This is a genomic window from Pseudomonas oryzihabitans (assembly GCF_006384975.1).
Lineage (GTDB): Bacteria > Pseudomonadota > Gammaproteobacteria > Pseudomonadales > Pseudomonadaceae > Chryseomonas > Chryseomonas psychrotolerans_B.
On record NZ_CP021645.1, the window covers coordinates 4,004,461 to 4,027,134 of the forward strand.

22 protein-coding genes are annotated in these 22,674 nt (G+C 64.9%); 12 read left to right on the plus strand and 10 right to left on the minus strand.

Annotated features, from left to right (window positions below; translation table 11 throughout):
• The first annotated feature begins 43 nt into the window (after positions 1-43).
• Both CCZ28_RS17975 and rsd read left to right on the plus strand, forming a co-directional pair.
• Positions 44-529 carry a disulfide bond formation protein B gene (locus CCZ28_RS17975; RefSeq protein ID WP_140220199.1) on the plus strand — a complete coding sequence of 162 codons (486 nt, stop codon included), beginning with the start codon at positions 44-46 and terminating at the stop codon, positions 527-529.
• 110 nt (positions 530-639) lie between these two features.
• Complete coding sequence (gene rsd, locus CCZ28_RS17980) at positions 640-1,116, plus strand: sigma D regulator (RefSeq protein WP_140220201.1); 477 nt, start codon at positions 640-642, stop codon at positions 1,114-1,116.
• A gap of 11 nt (positions 1,117-1,127) precedes the next feature.
• Here the strand turns inward: rsd and CCZ28_RS17985 are convergent, their stop codons facing one another.
• Positions 1,128-1,592 (minus strand): TIGR02444 family protein, encoded by a 465-nt coding sequence (locus CCZ28_RS17985; RefSeq protein WP_140220203.1) that lies wholly within the window; start codon positions 1,590-1,592, stop codon positions 1,128-1,130.
• A 47-nt stretch (positions 1,593-1,639) separates the two neighbouring features.
• On the opposite strand from CCZ28_RS17985, the gene CCZ28_RS17990 reads away from it, so the two are divergent.
• The 3 genes from CCZ28_RS17990 to CCZ28_RS18000 are packed head-to-tail and all read left to right on the plus strand — an operon-like array spanning position 1,640 to position 4,771.
• On the plus strand, positions 1,640-3,553 hold the full coding sequence (locus tag CCZ28_RS17990) for an ATP-binding cassette domain-containing protein (protein ID WP_140220205.1): 1,914 nt from the start codon (positions 1,640-1,642) through the stop codon (positions 3,551-3,553).
• Positions 3,553-4,131, plus strand: a complete 579-nt coding sequence (locus CCZ28_RS17995; protein ID WP_140220207.1) for a mechanosensitive ion channel family protein — start codon at positions 3,553-3,555, stop codon at positions 4,129-4,131. Before CCZ28_RS17990 ends, CCZ28_RS17995 begins: the two co-directional genes overlap by 1 nt.
• A gap of 4 nt (positions 4,132-4,135) precedes the next feature.
• The gene (locus tag CCZ28_RS18000) at positions 4,136-4,771 is read left to right on the plus strand and encodes a LysE family transporter (protein WP_140220209.1); all 636 of its coding nucleotides are present in this window, start codon (positions 4,136-4,138) and stop codon (positions 4,769-4,771) included.
• Positions 4,772-4,781: 10 nt separating this feature from the next.
• Here the strand turns inward: CCZ28_RS18000 and CCZ28_RS18005 are convergent, their stop codons facing one another.
• Positions 4,782-5,546, minus strand: coding sequence for an SDR family NAD(P)-dependent oxidoreductase (locus CCZ28_RS18005; protein ID WP_140220211.1), 765 nt, complete (start codon positions 5,544-5,546; stop codon positions 4,782-4,784).
• A gap of 100 nt (positions 5,547-5,646) precedes the next feature.
• On the opposite strand from CCZ28_RS18005, the gene CCZ28_RS18010 reads away from it, so the two are divergent.
• Complete coding sequence (locus CCZ28_RS18010) at positions 5,647-6,108, plus strand: YaiI/YqxD family protein (protein WP_140220213.1); 462 nt, start codon at positions 5,647-5,649, stop codon at positions 6,106-6,108.
• A 6-nt stretch (positions 6,109-6,114) separates the two neighbouring features.
• On the opposite strand, the gene CCZ28_RS18015 is transcribed toward CCZ28_RS18010, so the two are convergent.
• Both CCZ28_RS18015 and CCZ28_RS18020 read right to left on the minus strand, forming a co-directional pair.
• Positions 6,115-8,229 (minus strand): putative bifunctional diguanylate cyclase/phosphodiesterase, encoded by a 2,115-nt coding sequence (locus CCZ28_RS18015; RefSeq protein WP_140220215.1) that lies wholly within the window; start codon positions 8,227-8,229, stop codon positions 6,115-6,117.
• Positions 8,230-8,524: 295 nt separating this feature from the next.
• Positions 8,525-9,079: a DedA family protein gene (locus tag CCZ28_RS18020; protein ID WP_058760324.1), complete on the minus strand. Its 555-nt coding sequence runs from the start codon at positions 9,077-9,079 to the stop codon at positions 8,525-8,527.
• Positions 9,080-9,341: 262 nt separating this feature from the next.
• On the opposite strand from CCZ28_RS18020, the gene hemB reads away from it, so the two are divergent.
• Both hemB and ppk1 read left to right on the plus strand, forming a co-directional pair.
• On the plus strand, positions 9,342-10,364 hold the full coding sequence (gene hemB, locus CCZ28_RS18025; RefSeq protein ID WP_140220217.1) for a porphobilinogen synthase: 1,023 nt from the start codon (positions 9,342-9,344) through the stop codon (positions 10,362-10,364).
• Between the two features lie 9 nt (positions 10,365-10,373).
• On the plus strand, positions 10,374-12,602 hold the full coding sequence (ppk1, locus tag CCZ28_RS18030; protein WP_140220219.1) for a polyphosphate kinase 1: 2,229 nt from the start codon (positions 10,374-10,376) through the stop codon (positions 12,600-12,602).
• A 397-nt stretch (positions 12,603-12,999) separates the two neighbouring features.
• Here the strand turns inward: ppk1 and CCZ28_RS24865 are convergent, their stop codons facing one another.
• From CCZ28_RS24865 to CCZ28_RS18055, 6 genes are all read right to left on the minus strand, one after another.
• Positions 13,000-13,134 (minus strand): hypothetical protein, encoded by a 135-nt coding sequence (locus CCZ28_RS24865; protein ID WP_276613520.1) that lies wholly within the window; start codon positions 13,132-13,134, stop codon positions 13,000-13,002.
• A gap of 382 nt (positions 13,135-13,516) precedes the next feature.
• Positions 13,517-15,016: an exopolyphosphatase gene (gene ppx, locus CCZ28_RS18035; RefSeq protein ID WP_140220221.1), complete on the minus strand. Its 1,500-nt coding sequence runs from the start codon at positions 15,014-15,016 to the stop codon at positions 13,517-13,519.
• Between the two features lie 112 nt (positions 15,017-15,128).
• Complete coding sequence (locus CCZ28_RS18040; RefSeq protein WP_140220223.1) at positions 15,129-15,860, minus strand: amino acid ABC transporter ATP-binding protein; 732 nt, start codon at positions 15,858-15,860, stop codon at positions 15,129-15,131.
• Positions 15,847-16,497, minus strand: coding sequence for an amino acid ABC transporter permease (locus tag CCZ28_RS18045; RefSeq protein WP_205894684.1), 651 nt, complete (start codon positions 16,495-16,497; stop codon positions 15,847-15,849). Before CCZ28_RS18045 ends, CCZ28_RS18040 begins: the two co-directional genes overlap by 14 nt.
• Positions 16,494-17,159 (minus strand): amino acid ABC transporter permease, encoded by a 666-nt coding sequence (locus tag CCZ28_RS18050; protein WP_140220227.1) that lies wholly within the window; start codon positions 17,157-17,159, stop codon positions 16,494-16,496. The genes CCZ28_RS18045 and CCZ28_RS18050 overlap by 4 nt, the downstream gene beginning before the upstream one ends.
• Positions 17,160-17,172: 13 nt before the next feature.
• Complete coding sequence (locus CCZ28_RS18055) at positions 17,173-17,955, minus strand: transporter substrate-binding domain-containing protein (protein ID WP_140220229.1); 783 nt, start codon at positions 17,953-17,955, stop codon at positions 17,173-17,175.
• A 264-nt stretch (positions 17,956-18,219) separates the two neighbouring features.
• On the opposite strand from CCZ28_RS18055, the gene CCZ28_RS18060 reads away from it, so the two are divergent.
• From CCZ28_RS18060 to ubiD, 4 genes are all read left to right on the plus strand, one after another.
• The gene (locus tag CCZ28_RS18060) at positions 18,220-18,915 is read left to right on the plus strand and encodes a FadR/GntR family transcriptional regulator (RefSeq protein WP_140220231.1); all 696 of its coding nucleotides are present in this window, start codon (positions 18,220-18,222) and stop codon (positions 18,913-18,915) included.
• A gap of 355 nt (positions 18,916-19,270) precedes the next feature.
• The gene (gene trxA, locus CCZ28_RS18065; RefSeq protein ID WP_058760317.1) at positions 19,271-19,597 is read left to right on the plus strand and encodes a thioredoxin TrxA; all 327 of its coding nucleotides are present in this window, start codon (positions 19,271-19,273) and stop codon (positions 19,595-19,597) included.
• Between the two features lie 226 nt (positions 19,598-19,823).
• The gene (rho, locus tag CCZ28_RS18070) at positions 19,824-21,086 is read left to right on the plus strand and encodes a transcription termination factor Rho (RefSeq protein ID WP_140220233.1); all 1,263 of its coding nucleotides are present in this window, start codon (positions 19,824-19,826) and stop codon (positions 21,084-21,086) included.
• Between the two features lie 119 nt (positions 21,087-21,205).
• The gene (gene ubiD / locus CCZ28_RS18075; protein WP_140220236.1) at positions 21,206-22,672 is read left to right on the plus strand and encodes a 4-hydroxy-3-polyprenylbenzoate decarboxylase; all 1,467 of its coding nucleotides are present in this window, start codon (positions 21,206-21,208) and stop codon (positions 22,670-22,672) included.
• Positions 22,673-22,674 lie beyond the last annotated feature (2 nt).

The window sequence follows — 22,674 nt, forward strand, 5'->3', positions numbered from 1 at the left end:
CACTACCGTAACGTCCCAATTCCTTGCTGGAGACGGCGCGTCCGTGACTAGTACCCGCTTCATCTTCCTGTTCATGGCCGCGACCTGCGCGGTACTCATGGGCGTCGGTCTCTACCTCGAACACGTGGTTGGCCTCGAGCCCTGCCCACTGTGCGTCGTGCAGCGAATTTTCTTCATCCTGGTCGGCGTGGTCGCCTTGATCGCCGGCATCCAGGCGCCAGGCAAGCGTGGAGCGCGTATCTATGGCGTGATCCTCCTGCTGCTGGCCGCCGGTGGCGCCGCCACGGCCGGCCGCCAGGTCTATCTGCAGACGGTGCCGGCGGAAGAGCTGGCGGCCTGCCTGCCGAGCCTGGACTACATGATGCAGGCACTGCCCTTCCAGGAGATCATCCGCCTGGTCCTGCACGGCACCGCCGATTGCGCCGAGGTCAACTGGACGCTGTTCGGCCTGAGCATCCCGGAATGGAGTCTGCTGGCCTTCGTCCTGCTCATGGCCTTGAGCCTGGTCAAGATCTTTCGCCGCCGCTAGGCCTTTCTCCGAGCAACGGCACTCGCGTGGCGAGACGATGTCGGTATAGTTCCTGATATCACCCGGGTGCTCGCGCCCGGACCGTCTCGCCCGTATAGAGAGCTGCCGTCATGCTAGAAACCTGCCGCAATGCCCAGGAACGCTGGGGTGGGGTCCACCAGCTGATCGACCGCTGGCTGATCGCCCGCCGCGAGCTGGTGACCGCTTACGAAACCCTGGACCTGCAACCCCTGCTGGCCCCGGTACACGAGGTGAGCGAGCTGGAGCGCCTTTGCGACCTGCTGGTCGACTACATGTCCACCGCGCATTTCGAGATCTACGAGCAACTGGTGGCCGAAGCCCGGGAGTTCCAGGACGAGCGCGCCATCGAGTTCTCCGACAGCGTCTATCCGCGCCTGCAGGCCCTGACCGACGCCGCTCTGAACTTCAACGACCGTTTCGAGCGCGGCGCCTACCGGGACCCTGGTCTGCTGACCATCGAACTCAAGCTGCTGGGCGAAACCTTGCGCGAGCGCTTCGAACTCGAAGACTGCCTGATCGAAGTCCTGCATACCGCACACCAGCAGCCGCGCCTGGCCTCCGTCTAAGGCCAGGCTATCTAGGGCCTGGCCATCCGCGCTGCCTCGGCCAGCAGGACGAGATCGCTGGCTGCCGCGTCAGGAGGTACCACGGCGTGCAGCCAGCTGGGGGCGCCTGTACCGGCGCGGCAGGGCCAATGCGCCGCGAGTCGTGCCAGGCGAGCGAGCTGTTCGCGTTCCGCGGAGAGCTCCAGGCCCTTGAGTTGGTCGCGGAGCGCCGCCAGATCCTCGTCCTCTCCAGCCGGAACCTTCCAGGCCTGACGCAGCTGACGCAAGGGCCGCACCACCGTTTCCTGCCAGTGCGTCGCGGCGGCCTGTAACCGGCCGAGGCCCCTGGCCTCCAGAGCGCAGCCGCGCCGGTCGAGCCAGAGCGCCGTCAGCACCAGGCAGACATCGGCTCCAGCCTCCTGCACACGCAAACAGGCACCCTCCACGCCAGGCCGGGCGTATACTGCCAACGCGAATTCCCACAGGTCCTCTTGCATATCCGCCTCCCCATTCGTGGGTGGTGGAGCTGCTACACTCCGCCGCCATGATCCGACTACAGAACCTTACCCTACAGCGCGGTCCGCAGCGCCTGCTCGAAAGCGCCGACCTGACCCTGCATCCCGGCCAGAAAGCCGGCCTGATCGGTGCCAACGGTGCCGGCAAATCCAGTCTCTTCGCCTTGCTGCGTGGCCAACTCGGCGCCGATGCGGGCGATTGCCACATTCCGGCCGCCTGGCGGATCGCGCACATGCGCCAGGAAGTGGACACCCTGGAACGCCAGGCGGTGGACTACGTGCTGGACGGCGACGTCGACCTGCGCCGCATCCAGCGCGAACTGGCAGCCGCCGAAGCGGCCCAGGACGGCAATGCCCTGGGCCGGCTGCACGCCGACTTCGAGGCGGCCGACGGCTATACCGCCGATGCCCGGGCGCGCAAGCTGCTGGCCGGGTTGGGCTTCACCGCGGCGCAGATGGAGCGCCGCGTCGGCGACTTCTCCGGTGGCTGGCGGATGCGCCTGAACCTGGCCCAGGCCCTGATGTGCCCCTCGGACCTCTTGCTGCTGGACGAACCCACCAACCACCTGGATCTGGACGCCATCCTCTGGCTGGAAGACTGGCTCAAGGGCTATCCCGGCACCCTGATCCTGATCTCCCACGACCGCGACTTCCTCGATGCGGTGGTCGATCACGTGGTGCACCTGGAACAGCAGAAGCTCACCCTCTATCGCGGCGGCTATTCCAGCTTCGAGCGCACCCGCGCCGAACGCCTGGCGCAGCAGCAGCAGGCCTACGACAAGCAGCAGGCCCAGCGCGCCCACATGGAGAAATACATCGCCCGCTTCAAGGCCCAGGCCACCAAGGCCCGCCAGGCGCAAAGCCGGATCAAGGCCCTGGAACGCCTGGAAGAACTGGCGCCGGCCCATGTCGACTCGCCCTTCGAATTCGCCTTCCGCGAGGCGGACAAGCTGTCCAGCCCGCTGCTGGATCTCGCCGAAGGCCGCCTCGGCTACGGCGAGACCACCATCCTGCACCCGGTCAAGCTGCAACTGGCACCAGGTGCGCGCATCGGTCTACTCGGCCCCAACGGCGCCGGCAAGTCGACCCTGATCAAGACCCTGGCCGGTGAGCTGGAGCCCCTCGGCGGCCGCCTGCAGCGTGGCGAGAACCTCGCCATCGGCTACTTCGCCCAGCACCAGCTCGACTCCCTGGACGCCAAGGCCAGCCCCCTGTTGCACCTGCAACGCATCGCCCCCGGCGAGCGCGAGCAGAGTCTGCGCGACTTCCTCGGCGGTTTCGATTTCCGCGGTCCCCGTTGCGACGAGGTGGTGCTGAATTTCTCCGGTGGCGAGAAGGCACGGCTGGCGCTGGCGCTGATCGCCTGGCAGAAGCCCAACCTGCTGCTGCTGGACGAACCCACCAACCACCTGGACCTGGACATGCGCCTGGCCCTGACCCTGGCCCTGCAGGAATTCGCCGGCGCGGTGCTGGTGGTCTCCCACGACCGCCACCTGCTCAAGAGCACCACCGACGAATTCCTGCTGGTGGCCGACGGCAAGGTGCAGGCCTTCGACGGCGACCTGGACGACTACAGCCGCTGGCTGGTGGACTTCCGTGCCCGCCAGGAGCCCAGCGCCACGCCGGGCGATAGCGCGGCGGTCGACAAGACCGACCGCAAGGCCCAGCGCCAGGCCGCTGCTGCCCTGCGCCAGCAGCTGGCGCCCCTGAAGAAGGCCGCCGACAAGCTGGAAGCGGAACTGGGCAAGGTCCAGGAAAAGCTTGCCGCCCTGGAAGCGCGATTGGGTGACAGCGGTCTCTACGACGCCGCGCGCAAGGAGGAACTGCGCCAGGCGCTGGCCGACCAGGCTGCCGCCAAGGCCCGTGAGGCCGAGTTGGAAGAGCAGTGGCTGGAGGCGCTGGAGCGTCTGGAAAGCCTGCAAGCCGAGCTCGAGGGGGCCTGATGAAGGAGTGGCTGCAGACCTGGCTGCCGGGGTGGAGTGCCTACCTGCTGGTGGCCGGCCAGGTCGCCCTGGTGCTACTCATCGGCTACGTCCTGCAGCGCTTCGTGGCGCGGGCCGTCACCGGCCTCGGCGAGCGCTATCCGCTACCGCCGCAGATCGTCCTCGGCCTGCGTGGCACCCTGCGCTGGCTGATCATGGGCAGCGCCATCCTCATGGCGCTGGAGCGCTTTGGGGTGTCCGCCGCGGTGCTCTGGACGGCCATTTCCGGCTTCGTCGCGGTGGCGGCGGTGGCCTTCTTCGCCATCTGGAGCGTACTCTCCAACCTGTTCTGCGCGGTACTGATCTTCACCGTCGGCCCGTTCCGCCTGGGCGATCGCATCGAGGTGCTGGATGCCTCCGACAAGCCCGGCATCAAGGGCCGGGTGGTGGCCATCAACATGCTCTTCGTGACCTTGCAGGAGCTGGACGAGCAGCAGGAAGGCGCCTTGGTACAGATCCCCAACACCCAGTTCTTCCAGAAGTCGGTGCGGCGCTGGCGCGACGCCGACGGTTCCTTCGATTTCCATCTCGACAGGTGAGTGCATGAGTTTGCAGGTCTGGACCGGTTTCTTCATTGCCTGCTGGATGATCAGCCTCTCGCCGGGTGCCGGCGCCATCGCCTCCATGAGCGCCGGCGTGACCCTGGGCTTTCGTCGTGGCTACTGGACGGCCATCGGCCTGCAACTGGGTCTGGCGTTGCAGATCGCCGTCGTCGCGGTCGGCGTCGGCGCCCTGCTGGCGACCTCCCAACTGGCCTTCACCCTCATCAAGTGGTTTGGCGTGGCCTATCTCGCCTACCTGGCCATCCGCCAGTGGCGCGCGGCGCCCATGGATCTGGGCGCCCAGGTGGCCGACGAGCGGGCGCCGCCACGGATCGGCGCCCTGGTGCTGCGGGGCTTCCTGGTCAACGTCAGCAACCCCAAGGCGCTGGTCTTCATGCTCGCGGTGCTGCCGCAATTCGTCGATCCCCAGGCGCCCCTGACTGCCCAGTACCTGATCATCGGGCTGACCATGGTCACCGTCGATCTGATCGTGATGGCGGGTTACACCGGCCTTGCCGCGCGGGTATTGACCTTGCTGCGCACACCCCGGCAGCAGCGGCTGACCAACCGGGTCTTCGCCAGTCTGTTCCTCGCCGCGGCGGCGTTGCTGTCCACGGTACGGCGCGCGGCGCTCTGATCTCAGGTCGCTACCAGACCACTTGCTGGCCCTGCCAGTCCCAGAAAGTGCCGGTCTCGGCCGGGGTTCGCGCGGCCAGGACGGCCAGCAGGCGCTCCGCCGCATAGCTCGGCGTGAACAGTTGCTCCGCCGGCACCCGCGCCTGGAAGGGGCGTGACAGGGCGGTATCCGTGGTACCCGGATGCAATGCCAGGACGCAGCTCTCGGGGTTGAGCCGGGCGAGTTCGATGCTGGCGCAGCGCAGGCCTTGGTTGAGGGCGGCCTTGGCCATGCGGTAGCCGTACCAGCCACCCAGACGGTTGTCACCGATGGAGCCGACCCGGGCCGACAGCGCCGCGACCTGGCAGGGATGGTGCCCCTTGAGCAGCGGGGTCAGCTGCTTGATCAACAGGATCGGCAAGACGGCATTGGCCAGATAGCTTTCCAGCAGGCCGGCCGGGGCTACCTGGGCCAGGCTCTTCTCGGCGCGGGCCTGCTCGCCCTGCAGCAGGCCCGAAGCGCACAGCAGCAGGTCCAGGCGCGGCGAGACGCCCGCCAGTCGTGCCAGCAGATCGGTCTCGTTCAGGACATCGACGTCGAGTCGCCGCAGGCGTGGACCATGGCGCCGTTCCAGCTCCGCCAGTTCCGCGTGGGCCTCTGCCTGGCGGGCGCAGGCCCAGACCAGCGCGATCTCGTCACGCGCCAGCAGCTGCTCGCACAGCGCCAGGCCCAGGCCGCCGCTGGCGCCGTACACCAAGGCATGGGCGGGGTGCTCCAGGCGTTGCCAGAAGGTCATGGACGGGCTCCAGTCGGTTCGCTATTCCTGTCCGACCACGCCGCTGCGCTGGGGTGCGCCGGCGGGGCGCGGTATCCTGGGCTTTTGCCGGAGAAGTCCCGTGATCCTGTGGATCGATGCCGATGCCTGTCCGCGTGCCGCCAAGGAGCTGGTCTGTAAATTCGCCTTGAAACGCAAGCTGGAGGTGGTCCTGGTGGCCGGCCAGCCGCAGATCAAGCCGCCTTTCGCCTGCGTGCGCCTGGTGGTGGTGCCCAGCGGGCCGGACGCCGCCGATGATCATCTGGTCGAGCAGGCGCAGCCGGGTGACCTGGTAATCTGCAGTGACATCCCGCTGGCCGATCGCTTGGTCAAGAAGGGCGTGGCCGCGCTCGATCCGCGTGGGCAGGAATTCGATGAACGCAACATGGGCCAGCGCCTGGCCATGCGCAACCTGATGGCCGACCTGCGCGACCAGGGACAGATGGGCGGCGGGCAGGCCGGCTACGGTGAGCGGGACCGCCAGGCCTTCGCCAACGCCCTGGATCGCCTGATCACCCGGCTCCAGCGCGGTGCCGTCGGTTAGGCCGGGCTAGGCGGCTGCGACCGGTCGCTGTTCCAGCCAGCTCCTGAGTTGCGCCAGCGGCACCGGACGGCTGAACAGGTAGCCCTGCAGGAAATCGCAGTCATTGGTATGCAGGAAGTGCCGCTGCTCGTTGGTCTCCACCCCTTCGGCCACTACCTTCAGCCCCAGCTTGTGCGCCATGGCGATGATCGCCGAGGCGATGGCCATGTCGTTGTGCTGGTTGGGGATGGTGCGGACGAAGGCGCGGTCCACCTTGAGTGAGTCCACCGGTAGCCGGCTTAGATAGGCCAGGGACGAATAGCCACTGCCGAAGTCGTCGATGGAAACCCGTACGCCCAGGCCGCGGATCTCGTCGAGCAGTTCGATGGCCACGTTGAGACTGTGCATCAGGGCGTTCTCGGTCACCTCGATGGTCAGCGCCGAGGGCGGTAGATCCTCGGCCTGCAGAGCCCGGGCGATAGCCTGGGGCAGCAAGCGATCGCTCAGGTTCAGGGCCGAACAGTTCACCGAGACGCGCAGCTCCGCATAACCTTCACGGTGCAGTTGGGCGAGATCGGCGCAGGCCTGGCGCATGACCCAGCCATCCAGGTCGGCGATCAGGCCGGTCTGCTCGGCGACGCGGACGAAACGCTCCGGGCTCAGGGCGCCCAGCGTCGGGTGCTGCCAGCGTACCAGCGCCTCCAGGGCCACGGGATGGCCGTCGGGATCGACGATGGGCTGATAGGCCAGGTGCAGGCCACCCTGGCTGAGGGCATGGCGCAGATCCATCTCCAGGCTGAGCAGGTCGTCGGCTTCGCGTTGGAGTTCGTTGGCGAATCTCTGGCTGCGATTGCGCCCACTGCGCTTGCAGTGACCGACCGCCAGCCCGGCACTGCGCAACAGCTGGCCCGCGTCGGCGCCATCCTGGGGATAGTGGGCGATACCCACGCTGAAGGTCATGGCGAAGCGCTGCCCGGCGAGCTCGAAGGGTGGGCGCAGCTGCTCCAGCAAGCGCAGGGCCAGGGGTTGGCTGTCTCCCCGGGTGCCGAGCGGCAGCAGCAGGCTGAATTCATCGCCGGCATAGCGCGCCAGCGGCAGGTCGTCGTCCAGCACCGCCCGGATCCGCTGTGCCACCTGTACCAGCAATTCATCGCCCAGGGCATGGCCGAGGCTGTCATTGATGCGTTTGAAGTGATCGACATCCAGCATCAGCAGCGCGAATTGTTCGCCACTGCGCGCCTGGCTCACGGCCCGGTCCACGGTCTGGATGAAGCTCGAGCCATTGAGCAGATGGGTGAGCGGATCGTGCAGGCTGATCTGATCGAGGGTGGTGGATACCCGCTCCAGGCGCAGACGCTGGGCGTGGAAGCGTTCTCCGGCCCAGGCGGCGAGGAGGCCGACCAGGATGATGAACAGGGTACCGAGCGCGACGGCCATCCCCAGTTCCAGGTGCTGGCTCACTTCCGCCAGACCGTCCGGCTCGAAGCCGATGGGTACTGCCAGCGTCAGCGCGGCCATGCCGGTGAAGTGCATCGAGACGATGGCGAAGCCGAGGCCCAGGCCGCCCAACAGGCGCAGCCAGATGGTCCTGAGTCCGGTCCGGCCCCGCAGGCGGAAGGCCAGCAGCAGCGCCGCCAACGACGCCAGGCTGGCGATCACTACCGAGACCACCACCAGCAGCGGATCGTAGAGCTGGATGGCGATCGAGTGCATGGCCAGCATGCCGGTGTAATGCATGGCCGCGATACCCACGCCGGCGGCCAGGGAGGCGAGCAGGTACTGGGCCACGGTGAGGGATTCGCGCCCGATCAGGTGCATCACGGTGTAGGACACCGCGATGGCGATCAACAGCGAAGCAAGGGTCTGCAGCGGATCGTAATGCACATGGATGCCGACCTTGAACGACAGCATGGCGAGGAAATGCATCGACCAGATGCCGCCACCCAGGGCGATGGCACCGATCAGCTTGGCCAGTTCGCTGCCGCGTCGGGAGCGGCTGGTGGTCACCCAGTCCGCCATGGCCAGGGCCGTGTAGCCGGCGGCGCTAGCGATCAGGTACGACAGGACCACGAGCAATCCTTCGTAATCGTTGGCCACGAATACCTGATGGCCAGGGGGAAGCAAGGTGGAGAAATTCAGCATGCTCAATCGCCAGCTTGCCGCACGAGGCACGAAGGAAGGGAAGGTTATTCAGAGCATCGGCAGAGATAACTCAGGCTTTAATTCTACCGACGGACGTAGGTACTCGGGAATCCAGCGTTCTAGGGCTTTTTGAAAAAGTTGCCGAGAGCCGATCGGGCAAGGCAAATCCCAGCCAGAAAGCTGGTCGGGCTAGCGTTTGAGTCTACGCAGGGCAGGGGAACAGGCCGCTGGGAGCGTCCAGCCGGTGTTCAGCGCTTTGCCACCGGTGCGCGGATGTTTTCAGGTCAAGCTGGGTCTAGACCTTGGGCGCACGACTGCGCCGCCAGAGCCAGAGCAGCAGCCCGATCACCACGAAGCCGCCCAGCACCATCAGCTCGTAACGCTTGAGATTGCCCAGCACGCCCTCGAGGACGGCGCCGAAGTGATAGGCCGCATAGCCCAGCACCGTCGCCCAGACGATGGCACCGATGCCGTTGAGAATCAGATAGCGCGCCGGGGGATACCCCGACAGGCCGATCGCCACCGGCATGACGGTACGCAGGCCATAGACGAAACGAAAGCTCAGGACCCAGAGGTCGGGATGGCGACGGATGTGCGCCAGCGCCTTTTCCCCCGCCGCTTCCCACTTGGGCTTGCGCGCCAGCAGCTTGCGGCCATGGCGGCGACCGAGGAAGTACCACAGCTGGTCGCCCGCGTAGCTGCCGCAGAAGGCCACCAGGATGACGGTCTGGATGTTCATGTAGTCGCGAAAGGCGAGAAAGCCGGCCAGCACCAGAATGGTTTCGCCTTCGAAGAAGGTGCCGAGAAAGAGGGCGAAATAGCCGAAATCATGGAGGAATTGCTGGAGCATTCGGCGCTACACGAGGTGGAAGAGATGGCGCAGCCTACCCCGGTTGCCGTCTGGAAAGAAAGTGTGACGGGCTTCCTTCCGCCGGATGCCAGACGGTCGTGAGCAGAATTCCCTGCGACCCTGTGTCACGCCGACTCCAGCCAGCGTCTGCCTTGGATAGGACCTATAGGCACACCATATTGTCATGTGCTGTTACCAATCGGTCATGATTGTGGCCTATAACCCATCACACTGACCCGTGATCCGGGTCTGGGAGTCGATCGTGAGTTTTACCCCTATCAGCCGCAGCTACCCCGCCACTCGCATGCGCCGTCAGCGTCGCGACGATTTTTCCCGTCGTCTGATGCGCGAGCATGTGCTGACGGTGGATGACCTCATCCTGCCGGTTTTCGTGCTGGACGGCGAAGGCCGTCGCGAAGCCATCCCCTCGATGCCCGGCGTCGAGCGGCTGTCCATCGACCTGCTGCTGGAAGAGGCCGCCGAGCTGGTGGCCCTGGGCATTCCGGCCGTCGCCCTGTTTCCGGTCACCCCCGCCGAGCGTAAATCCCTGGATGGCGCCGAGGCCTACAACCCCGACGGTATCGCCCAGCGCGCCACCCGTGCCCTGCGTGAGCGTTTTCCCGAGCTGGGTGTTATCACCGATGTCGCCCTGGATCCCTTCACCACCCACGGTCAGGACGGCATCCTCGACGAGCGCGGCTACGTGCTCAACGATGTTTCGGTCGAGGTGCTGGTCAAGCAGGCGCTGTCCCATGCGGCGGCGGGGGCCCAGGTGGTCGCGCCGTCGGACATGATGGACGGTCGCATCGGTGCCATCCGCGCCGCGCTGGAAGACGCCGGCTATCACAACGTGCAGATCATGGCCTACTCGGCCAAATACGCCAGCGCCTACTATGGGCCTTTCCGCGATGCCGTCGGTTCGGCCGCCAATCTGGGCAAGGGCAACAAGGCCACCTACCAGATGGATCCGGGCAACAGCGATGAGGCCCTGCACGAGATCGCCGGCGACCTGGCCGAAGGAGCCGACTCGGTGATGGTCAAGCCGGGCATGCCCTACCTGGACATCGTCCGCCGCGTCCGCGAGGAATTTCGCGTACCGACCTTCGTGTATCAGGTAAGTGGCGAGTACGCCATGCACATGGCCGCGATCCAGAACGGTTGGCTGTCCGACGCCGTCATCCTCGAGTCGCTCTTGGCCTTCAAGCGCGCTGGAGCCAACGGCATTCTCACCTATTTCGCCAAGCGCGCCGCCCAACAACTTCGTCAGGGGCCTTCGCGTTCCTAAGGAGCTTCAATGAGTAGCCAGGGTTTCGTCGAAACCGATCTGCAACAACCGGCCACCGCCGAATCCCTGGGCGATGCCCAGGAAACGGTCGCGCTGGACGGCGAGGCGCAGCAGCCCGCGCCGGTGGTGGAAGCGCCTGCCGCGCCTGCCGTTCCGGCCGCCAACGTGGATGACAGCAGCCTCTATATCCATCGCGAGCTGTCGCAGCTGCAGTTCAACATCCGGGTGCTGGAACAGGCCCTCGACGAATCCTATCCGCTGCTCGAGCGGCTCAAGTTCCTGCTGATCTTCTCCAGCAACCTGGACGAGTTCTTCGAGATCCGCGTGGCGGGTCTCAAGAAGCAGATCGCCTTCGCCCGCGAACAGGCCGGTGCCGACGGTCTGCTGCCGCACCAGGCACTGGCGCGGATCAGCGACATCGTCCATGGCCAGGTGGAGCGGCAGTACGCCATCCTCAACGATGTCCTGCTACCGGCCCTGGCCGAACAGCAGATCCGCTTCATCCGGCGGCGCTACTGGGATACCAAGATCAAGACCTGGGTGCGCAAGTTCTTCCGTGACGAGATCGCGCCGATCATCACCCCCATCGGCCTGGATCCGACCCATCCCTTCCCGCTGCTGGTGAACAAGAGCCTCAACTTCATCGTCGAGCTGGAGGGCATGGACGCCTTCGGCCGTGACTCGGGTCTCGCCATCATCCCGGCGCCGCGCCTGCTGCCGCGGGTCATCCGGGTGCCGGAGGAGGTCGCCGGGCCCGGCGACAACTATGTCTTCCTGTCGTCGATGATCCACGCCCACGCCGACGATCTCTTCCCCGGCATGAAGGTGAAGGGCTGCTTCCAGTTCCGCCTGACCCGGAACGCCGATCTCTCGGTGGATACCGAGGACGTCGAAGACCTGGCCCGTGCGCTGCGCGGTGAACTGTTCTCGCGCCGCTATGGCGACGCCGTGCGGGTCGAGGTGGTGGACATCTGCCCGAAACACCTCACCGACTACCTGCTCAAGCAATTCGGCCTCAGCGAAAGCGAGCTGTACAAGGTCAACGGCCCGGTCAACCTGACCCGGCTGTTCTCCATCACCGGCTTGGCCAGCCATCCGGAACTGCAGAACGCTCCTTTCACGCCGACCATCCCCAAGCTGCTGCAGAAGAAGGAAAACCTCTTCAACGTGCTGGGCAAGCTCGACGTGCTGCTGCTGCACCCCTTCGAATCCTTCACCCCGGTGATCGACCTGCTGCGCCAGGCGGCCAAGGACCCCAACGTCCTGGCCATCAAGCAGACCCTCTACCGCAGCGGCGCCAACTCCGAGATCGTCGACGCCCTGGTGGACGCGGCCCGTAGCGGCAAGGAGGTGACCGCGGTCATCGAACTGCGCGCGCGTTTCGACGAAGAGTCCAACCTGCAACTGGCCGGTCGACTGCAACAGGCCGGCGCCGTGGTCATCTACGGCGTGGTGGGCTTCAAGACCCACGCCAAGATGATGCTCATCCTGCGCCGCGAAAACGGCGAGCTGCGTCGTTATGCCCACCTGGGGACCGGTAACTACCACGCCGGCAATGCCAAGCTGTACACCGACTACAGCCTGCTGACCGCCGACCTGGCCCTCACCGAAGACGTGCACAAGCTGTTCAATCAGCTCATCGGCATGGGCAAGACCCTGCGCATGAAGAAGCTGCTGCACGCGCCCTTCACCCTGAAGAAGAACCTGCTGGAAATGATCAACCGCGAGGCGGTGGCCGCCAGCGAAGGTCGTCCGGCGCAGATCATGGCCAAGATCAACGGCCTGACCGATCCCAAGGTCATCCGCGCCCTCTACAAGGCCAGCCAGGCCGGGGTGAAGATCGACCTGGTGGTGCGCGGCATGTGCTGCTTGCGCCCCGGCGTGCCGGGCGTGTCGCATAACATCCAGGTGCGCTCCATCATCGGCCGTTTCCTGGAACACAGCCGGATTTACTACTTCCTCAACGGCGGCGACGAGAAGCTCTACCTCTCCAGCGCCGATTGGATGGAGCGCAACCTCGACATGCGCGTCGAGACCTGCTTCCCGGTGGAGGGCAAGAAGCTCATCGGCCGGGTCAAGAAGGAGCTTGAAGGCTATCTCACCGACAACACCCAGGCCTGGGTGCTGCAGGAGGACGGCAGCTACGTGCGCCAGTCGCCCACGGGTAACCAGAATGCCCGGAGCGTGCAGGCGACGTTGCTGGAGCGGTTGGCTAGTCCGGTGGTGAATACGCGCTGAGGGGCGGCGGGCCCATATCGCCATGGGCTCTGATCGGTTTCGTAGGTTGGGTTGAGCGGGAGCGAAGCCCAACGTTGCGAGGTTTTAACTGTGCACTTTGTGCGTATGGGTGCCCTAGCTGATTATCGTGTTTTGCTGATGGCTTTTGTTTCGCCTGGCCGGCGACTCACTTTTCTTTGTTTGCGCAAAGAAAAGTAAGCAAAAGAAAGCGCACCCCGACAGTTCGGCCCTCCGCTTCGCTCCGGGTCCCCTCGCTCCGGTGCCGCTTCAGGGGCACGGCACGAAGGGGCCTCCTGCCCCTCGCGCCTTGCTCGGCGTCCTGCCTCGCATCCCCCTCCGCGACACCTACACTCGGCCTCACTGACGGGGACGGGGCGCTAGCCTGAGACTACGGTGTTTACAGGCAAAGCCAGAGCGATTCGTAGCGTGGAAAACCGCGCAGCGTTTTCCACTGCTGGGCACCGAAGCGATCAGTGGACAAGGCTTCGCCGTTGTCCACGCTACGGGTTACGGGCTGTTTGTGGTTCTTCAACCAACACTTCCCGGCTGGCGAATTGCCCCGTCCAGGAGGGCGAACGCCAGTGCTGTGGAGTGGGTCGAGCCGCATGGATGCGGCGAGAGGTCCAGTGGGCCATGGACGGCTCATCTGGACCGACCCCGGAACGGCGCTGGTGTGAGCGGACCTGGAGCGAAGCGGAAGGCCGGATGGTGGGGCAAGCGTTTTTGGTTACTTTTGTCCGGGGCGCGCAGCCGCGACTGAAAAAAGTGAGTCGCCCGGGTGGGCGAAACAAGGAGTACCAGAAGACTTCGATAAAGAGCCAAGGCACACAAAGAGTTGGGTACTCAAGACTCCGAGTTGAAGCCCCACACCGTTGGGCTTCGCTCCCGCTCAACCCAACCTACGAAAAATCCCCTCAGCACACGCTCAACCGATACCCCACCCGCTCCAACCACTGGGCCTCCAGCTCGAAATCCGCCTGGGTCAAGGGATTCTCCGCCAGCCAGCCATCGGGGAATTGCACGTCCAGGCTGCGCTCACCGGCGCTGAGCTGCACGTCCGGGATGCTCTTGTGGCGGATGTGGTGGAAGAGGATGGCGAAGCGCAGCAGCAGCGTCAGGCGCAGCAGCGGTTCGCCTTCCGGGCCCAGCTCCTGCAGACGTTCCAGCGGAATGTTGCGGCGATGGCCGCGCACCAGCAGCGCCAGGGCCTGCTGATCGCGGCGGGAGAAGCCGGCCAGGTCCGAGTGCTCGATCAGGTAGGCACCATGCTTGTGATACTGGTAGTGGGCGATGTCCAGGCCGACCCCGTGCAGGCGCGCCGCCCAGCGCAGCAGTTCGGCGTGGTTCTCGTCGGTCAGGTTCCAGGCATCGGCTACCTGGGCCAGGGATTTCAGCGCGCGCTTCTCCACGCGCTCGGCATGGCGCTGGTCCACGTGATAGCGCTCGGCCAGCGCCTTGAGGGTACGCTCGCGCACGTCCTCGTGGCTGTGGCGGCCGATCATGTCGTAGAGCACCCCTTCGCGCAGGGCGCCTTCGGAGAGGTGCATTTCCTGCAGTTCCAGGGCCTTGAACAGGGCTTCGAGGATGGCCAGGCCACCGGGCAGGATGGCGCGACGGTCCGGTTTCACACCGTCAATGGTCAGCAGATTGATGTCGCCCTGCTTGAGCAGCTTGCGCTTGAGCCACTCGATGCCGTCCGGGGTGATCTCGCCGTTGCCGCGGCCGGCGGCCTGGATCGCCATGGCCACCGCGCGAATGGTACCCGAGGCGCCCAGCGCCTGGTTCCAGCTCATCTCGCGCAGGCCCTGGTCGATGTTCATCAGCTCCAGGCGTGCGGCGGTATAGGCGCGGGCGTACTGGGCCGCGGTGATCTTGCCGTCGGCGAAGAATCTTTTGGTGAAGCTGACGCAACCCATCTGCAGGCTCTCGCGCTGCAGGGTCTCGAAGCGCTGGCCGATGATGAATTCGGTGCTGCCGCCGCCGATGTCGGTCACCAGGCGGCGTCCGGGCACGTCGGGCATGGAGTGGGACACGCCCAGATAGATGAGGCGAGCCTCTTCGCGGCCGGAGATGACCTCCACCGCATGGCCGAGCACGGCTTCGGCGCGCTGGATGAATTCAGCGCGGTTACGCGCTTCGCGCAGGGCGTTGGTGCCCACCACCCGCACGGCGCCACGCGGCATGCCGACGATCAGTTGCGCGAAGCGACGCAGGCAGTCCAGGCCACGCTGGATGGCTTCCTCGCTGAGCAGTCGCGACTCGTCCAGGCCGGCGGCCAGCTGGATCTTTTCGCCCAGCCGCTCAAGGATGCGGATCTCTCCATGGGAGTTGCGGGCCCGAACGATATGGAAGCTGTTAGAACCCAGGTCGATGGCGGCGATCAGTTCATGGGGCTCGGCTGGCGAAGGCTGCATCTGGAGGCTCTCGGCGATAAACCGCGCCATCGTGCCAGCTAGCCGGTGACGGCTTCAAGCGCACAGCGGTTACGGTTGCGCAAAGCGGCAGAAAAAATAGGGTTTTTCCGGCTCAGGACGCCACCTGCCCAATGAATTGGGCCAGCTCCGGCGTTTGCGGCCTGGCGAACAGCTCCTGGGGATGACCGCTTTCATGCACCTTGCCCTGGTGCATGAACACCAGCTTGTCGCCCACTTCGCGGGCGAATCTCATCTCGTGGGTCACCATGATCAGCGTCATGCCCTCGCTGGCCAGTTGCTTGACCACGGCCAGCACCTCGTTGACCAGTTCCGGGTCCAGCGCCGAGGTGATCTCGTCGCACAGCAGTACCTTGGGTGACATCGCCAGGGCGCGGGCGATGGCCACGCGCTGCTGCTGACCGCCGGACAGGCGATCCGGGTAGCTGTCGAACTTCTCGGCCAGGCCGACCCGGTCGAGCATCTGCCGGGCCAGGGCGCGCGCCTCGTCCTTGTTGGTTTTCTTCACCACCTGGGGTGCCAGCATGACGTTCTCGCCCACGGTGAGGTGGGGAAAGAGATTGAACTGCTGGAAGACCATGCCGACCTTCTGCCGTAGCGAACGCAGGTTGGCGCGGGCGGCGTCGAGGTACTCGCCATCGACCTCGATGACGCCGTCGTTGATCGACTCCAGGCCATTGAGGGTGCGCAACAGGGTGCTCTTGCCCGAACCGCTCTTGCCGATGATGGCCACCACCTGGCCTTCTTCCACGGTCAGGTCGATGCCCTTGAGGACGTGGTGATCCCCGTAATACTTGTGCAGGGCGGTCACTCTAAGCAGCGGCATGCAGTCTCCTTTCCAGCCAGCGAGCGGCCAGCGACAGCGGGTAACAGAGGATGAAATAGCCCAGCGCGGCGAGGCCGTAGACGGTGAAGGGCTGGTAGGTGGCGTTGGCGAGCATGCCGCCGATCTTGGTCAGCTCGGTGAAGCCGATGATGGAGGTCACCGCCGTGCCCTTGACCACCTGTACCGAGAAACCGACGGTGGGCGCCACGGCGATGCGCAGGGCCTGGGGCAGGATCACATGGCGCAGTTGTTCGAAGCGGGTCATGGCCAGGCTTTCCGAGGCCTCCCACTGACCGTGGGGAATGGCCTCGACACAGCCGCGCCAGATCTCGGCGAGATAGGCGCTGGTGAACAGCGTCAGGGCCAGTCCGGCGGCGAGCCAGGCGGGTACTTCCAGGCCCAGCAACGACAGCCCGAAGAAGGTCAGGAACAGCTGCATCAGCAGCGGGGTGCCCTGGAACAATTCGATGTAGCCCCGCGCCAGCAGGCGCAGCGGGCGCCGGGTGGAGGTGCGGGCCAGCAATATCAGAACGCTGGCCAGGCCGCCGAACAGAAAGGTCGCCAGCGACAGCACCAGGGTCAGGCCAAGGCCGCTGGCCAGGCTGCGGAGGATATCGGCGAGGGTGAAGTCCATCAGCGCCTCCTGACGATGAAGAAGACGCCCAGCCAGTGCAGCGCCTGGCGGACGCCGATGGCCATGAGCAGATAGATCAAGGTGGTCAGCAGATAGGTTTCGAAGGCGCGGAAGTTGCGCGACTGGATGAAGTTGGCGGCGAAGGTCAGCTCTTCGGTGGAGATCTGCGAACAGACCGCCGAGCCCAGCATCACGATCACCACCTGGCTCGACAGCGCTGGCCAGACCTTGGCCAGCGCCGGACGCAGGATCACGTAGCGCAGCGTCTCGAAACGGGTCATGGCCAGGGCGGCGGCCGCTTCCAACTGGCCGCGCGGGATCGCCTGGATGCCAGCGCGGATGATCTCGGTGGAATAGGCGCCGAGGTTGATCACCATGGCCAGGACCGCCGCCTGTCCGGCTTCGATGCGAATGCCGATGGAAGGCAGGCCGAAGAAGATGAAGAACAGCTGGATGAGGAAGGGCGTGTTGCGAATCAGCTCGACGTAGACCCCGAACAGTTGGGCGAAGGGCCGTAGCTGCCAGGCTCGGCAGGTCGCGCCGACGATGCCGATGAGAATGCCGAAGAAGCCACCGACCGCGGTCAGCTCAAGGGTGTAGAGGGCACCCTTGAGCAGCAGGTCAGTGTGCGCGAGCACCGGTTGGAAGTCGAACTGATACGCCATGGCGCGGCTATCCTCAGATGTCCTTCGGCAGGGGATCGCCCAGCCATTTCTCGGAGTTCTTGCTCAGGGTACCGTCGGCCCGGCCTTCGTCGAGGATGGCGTCGACCTTCGCCTTCAATGCCGGCTCGTTCTTGTTGATGCCGATGTAGACCGGCGAGTCCTTCAGCTTGACCTTGAGCACCGGCTCCTTGGCCGGGTTGCGCGCGCCGATCACCTTCATCACCACGCTACCGCTGGCGATCAGGTCGGACTGACCGGCCAGGTAGGCGGCGATGGTGGAGTTGTTGTCCTCGAATCTCTTGATGGTGGCGTCCTTGGGTGCCACATCGGTCAGCGCCAGGTCCTCGATGGAACCGCGGGTCACCGAGATCGTCTTGCCAGCCAGTTGCTCGGGCGTGCTGATGGCGGCGTCCTTGGGCCCGAACACGCCGAGATAGAAGGGCGCATAGGCCTTGCTGAAGTCGATGACCTTTTCCCGGTCGGGGTTCTTGCCCAGGCTGGAGACGACCAGATCGACCTTGCCAGTGGTCAGGAAGGGGATACGGTTGGTGCTGTTGACCGGAGTGACTTCCAGCTTGACGTGCAGCTTGTCCGCCATCAGCTGGGCCGTATCGATATCCAGGCCGCGCGGCTTGAGGTCCGGTCCGATCGAGCCAAAGGGCGGGAAGTCCTGGGGTACGGCTACGCGCAGGACGCCGCGCTGTTGGATGTCGGCCAGTTGATCGGCCTGGGCGGGGGCGTGCAGGGCAGTCAGGCCCAGGGCGAACAGGGAGAGGGCGGTCCAGCGCTTGAGCATGACGAAACTCCGAAAGGGAAGGGTGGCCCAGCGCATTGCATTTCATGTGCCAGCGCTTCGTCGGCCCGCTACAGCGGGCGTCATGCCTGGCGATTGGTCTTACTGGTCTGAACAGTTGGCTATGCCTTGGTGGCGCAGCGCCACTCGCTGTGAGCCGCTTTGGTGCGCGCTTGTCGCCCTGTGCCCCGCCTTGGGGCTGCACTTGAACTGAGCTGAAATTGGGCATAAAAGGCGAGCTTCCGGACTGACTGGCCTGACCACGCCATGCCCCTCGCTGCTACCCGTGCCGTACCCCAATATGCCGTCGACGCCATTCGCCGACTGATCGAGACCGAAGGCTATGCGCCTGGTGCGGCGCTGCCGGCGCAGCGCGAGCTGGCCGAGCGGCTGGGTGTCAGTCGTGCCTCCCTGCGCGAGGCGCTGTCCACCCTCAGTGCCCTGGGCCTGGTCAGCGTCCAGCCCGGACGTGGGGTCTACGTGCAGGAAGCGCCCCCTGAGGCGGACGGCCTCTGGCCTTTCGCGGGCGAGGTCAGTGCGGCGCATGTCTTCCAGTTGCGTTTCGCCCTGGAGGGCTTCGCTGCTGGCCTGGCCGCGGTGACCCTCACGCCCGACGAGCTGGATCGGCTGGAGGACAATCTCGGTGCCCTGCACGCGGCGCTGCGGACGAACGAATTGGAGCAGGCTGCTGCCCTGGACTTCGACTTCCACCGCCAATTGCTGCTGGCGGCGGACAATCCGGCCATGCTCGCGGTGATCACCACCAGCCCCGAGCGCTTCCATGAAAGCCAGAAGCTGCCCTTCGTCCGCCCGGAGCGGGCGCTGGAGACCTGGCAGGAGCATCGCCGCATCCTGCGTGCCCTGGCCCGGCGTTCTCCGGTGGCGGCCCAGAAAGCCATGCGCGAACATATCCGCAATGCGGCGCTGCGCAGTGGAACCCCTTTCCCGGTGCCCGCTGTCTAAAAAGCTATCCACAATCGGCTGCGCGTCGGCCAAACTGCGTTGAAAAGGCCCTGGGAGGCCAGCCCCACCTAGGCGGCCACATCGGAATGCTCATTTACGCTTTATGTAAGCTCGAGCACGAGTCCGATCCGCTTCCTCAGGCCTTTGATTCGCTGGCGCTCACCCTTCGGGCCAGCCGTTGGCTGTCACTCCCGTTGGTCGTTGCGCCTTGTTTGTCTCTAGCTCGCCAGATTGTGAATAGCTTTCAGTATCAATGTCCGTCATAGCCATCATCAATGTTCGAGTGCTTTCGAAGTGGCGGCAGCAGGGCTATGATGGCCGCACTTCAAGTCGCACCCGAATTCGGAGAGAGTCAATGAGCGAATACATCACCAACGTCAGCGACGCCAGCTTCGAGCAGGACGTGCTGAAGTCCGAGAGCCCCGTGCTGGTCGACTACTGGGCCGAATGGTGCGGTCCCTGCAAGATGATCGCCCCCGTGCTGGACGAGATCGCCAAGGACTACCAGGGCAAACTCAAGGTCTGCAAGCTGAACATCGACGAAAACCAGGACACCCCGCCCAAGTACGGCGTGCGTGGCATCCCGACCCTGATGCTGTTCAAGAACGGTGCGGTCGAGGCTACCAAGGTCGGCGCCCTGTCCAAGTCGCAGCTGGCCGCCTTCCTCGACGCCAACGTCTGAGGTTAGGCCGAAAGCCCCGCTCTGCGGGGCTTTTTTATGACTGAACGGCTGGACGCGCACCGAGCTAGGTGCTAGATTCCAGCCCACGACCCCTGCTAGTGGGTCGTCTTCTCATCTGCTGTAGCCGTCAGTTCTCCTCTTCAGAACACATCTCGCGACGCTAATCTCGCATCCGGCCGCTCAGCTCGAATCCCTCCTTCGCCTCTTCTCACGTCAACATACGTCTATGAATCTGACCGAACTCAAGCAAAAGCCCATTACGGAATTGTTGGAAATGGCGGATGCCGCGGGCTTGGAAAACATGGCCCGGTCCCGCAAGCAGGACATCATCTTCGCCCTGCTGAAAAAACATTCGAAAGGCGGCGACGAGATTTCCGGCGACGGCGTCCTGGAGATCCTGCAGGATGGCTTCGGTTTCCTGCGTAGTGCCGATTCCTCCTACCTGGCCGGCCCCGACGACATCTACGTTTCTCCCAGCCAGATCCGCCGCTTCAACCTACGGACCGGCGACACCATCATCGGCAAGATCCGCCCGCCGAAAGAGGGCGAGCGCTATTTCGCGCTGCTCAAGGTCGACACCATCAACTTCGACCGTCCGGAAAACGCCAAGAACAAGGTGCTGTTCGAGAACCTCACGCCCCTGTTCCCCAACAAGCGCCTGACCATGGAAGCCGGCAACGGCTCCACCGAAGACCTCACCGGTCGGGTCATCGACCTCTGCGCCCCCATCGGCAAGGGTCAGCGCGGTCTGATCGTCGCGCCGCCCAAGGCCGGCAAGACCATCATGCTGCAGAACATCGCGGCCAACATCACCCGCAACAATCCCGAGTGCTACCTCATCGTGCTGCTCATCGACGAGCGTCCCGAGGAAGTGACCGAGATGCAGCGCACCGTGCGCGGTGAAGTGGTGGCCTCCACCTTCGACGAGCCGCCGACCCGCCACGTGCAGGTCGCCGACATGGTGATCGAGAAGGCCAAGCGCCTGGTCGAGCACAAGAAGGACGTGGTCATCCTGCTGGACTCCATCACTCGTCTGGCGCGCGCCTACAACACCGTGATCCCCAGCTCCGGCAAGGTGCTCACCGGTGGTGTCGACGCCCATGCCCTGGAGAAGCCCAAGCGCTTCTTCGGTGCCGCCCGTAACATCGAGGAAGGCGGCAGCCTGACCATCATCGCCACCGCGCTGGTGGAAACCGGCTCGAAGATGGACGAGGTGATCTACGAGGAATTCAAGGGCACCGGCAACATGGAGCTGCCCCTGGAGCGTCGTATCGCCGAGAAGCGCGTCTTCCCGGCCATCAACATCAACAAGTCGGGTACCCGCCGCGAAGAGCTGCTCACCGACGAGGAAGAGCTGTCGCGCATGTGGATCCTGCGCAAGATCCTGCATCCGATGGATGAGATCGCCGGCATCGAATTCCTGCTCGACAAGTTGCGTCAGACCAAGACCAACAACGAGTTCTTCGATTCGATGAAGCGCGCCAAATAAGGCGTAGTCGCTTGCGAAAGGCCGGGATTTCCCGGCCTTTCGCGTTTCTGGCGCCAAGCGTTCTCGATCCGCGACTCAGGCGGTAGACTGCCAGACTTTCCCCAGCGCCAAGAGGCCGCATGCAATACCGAGATCTGCGTGACTTCATCCGCAGCCTGGAGCAGCGTGGTGAACTGAAGCGCGTGACCGCCCCGGTCTCGCCGATCCTCGAGATGACCGAAATCTGTGATCGGACCCTGCGCAAGCAAGGCCCGGCGCTGCTGTTCGAGAATCCCGTGGGCTACTCCATGCCCGTGCTGGGCAATCTGTTCGGCACGCCGCAACGCGTGGCCTTGGGCATGGGCGCCGAGGACGTCGGTGCCCTGCGCGAGATCGGCAAGCTCCTGGCCTTCCTCAAGGAGCCCGAGCCGCCCAAGGGCTTGAAAGACGCCTGGTCGAAGCTGCCGATCTACAAGAAGGTCATCAGCATGGCACCCAAGGTGCTCAAGGACGCCCCCTGCCAGGAGGTGATCGAGGAGGGCGAAGCGGTCGATCTGGGCCGGCTGCCGATCCAGCATTGCTGGCCGGGCGACGTGGCGCCGCTGATCACCTGGGGCCTGACCGTTACCCGCGGACCGAACAAGGAACGCCAGAACCTGGGCATCTATCGCCAGCAGGTCATCGGCCGCAACAAGCTGATCATGCGTTGGCTGAGCCATCGTGGCGGTGCCCTTGACTTCCGCGAGTGGTGCCAGAAGCATCCCGGCCAGCCCTATCCGGTGGCCGTGGCCCTGGGCGCCGATCCGGCCACCATCCTCGGCGCCGTGACCCCGGTGCCCGATACCCTTTCCGAGTATGCCTTCGCCGGCCTTTTGCGTGGCAGTCGCAGCGAACTGGTCAAGTGCGTGGGCAACGACCTGCAGGTGCCGGCCAGTGCGGAAATCGTGCTGGAAGGGGTCATCCATCCGGGCGAGACGGCGCCGGAAGGTCCCTATGGCGACCATACCGGCTACTACAACGAGGTCGATACCTTCCCGGTGTTCACCGTGGAGCGCATCACCCGCCGCCGCGATCCCATCTATCACAGCACCTACACCGGCCGGCCGCCGGACGAGCCGGCCATCCTCGGCGTGGCGCTCAACGAAGTCTTCGTGCCCATCCTGCAAAAGCAGTTTCCGGAGATCGTCGATTTCTATCTGCCGCCGGAAGGCTGCTCCTACCGCATGGCGGTGGTGACCATCAAGAAGCAGTACCCCGGCCACGCCAAGCGCGTGATGCTGGGCGTCTGGTCGTTCCTGCGACAATTCATGTACACCAAGTTCGTTATCGTCACCGATGACGACATCAATGCGCGTGACTGGAACGACGTCATCTGGGCGATCACCACGCGCATGGATCCCAAACGCGACACCGTGATGATCGACAATACCCCTATCGACTACCTGGACTTCGCCTCGCCGATCTCCGGCCTGGGCTCGAAGATGGGCCTGGACGCCACCCACAAGTGGCCGGGCGAGACCACGCGGGAGTGGGGGCGGGCGATCGTCAAGGACGAAGCGGTGGTCAAACGGGTGGACGAGATGTGGTCCAGTCTCGGTATCGATTAACG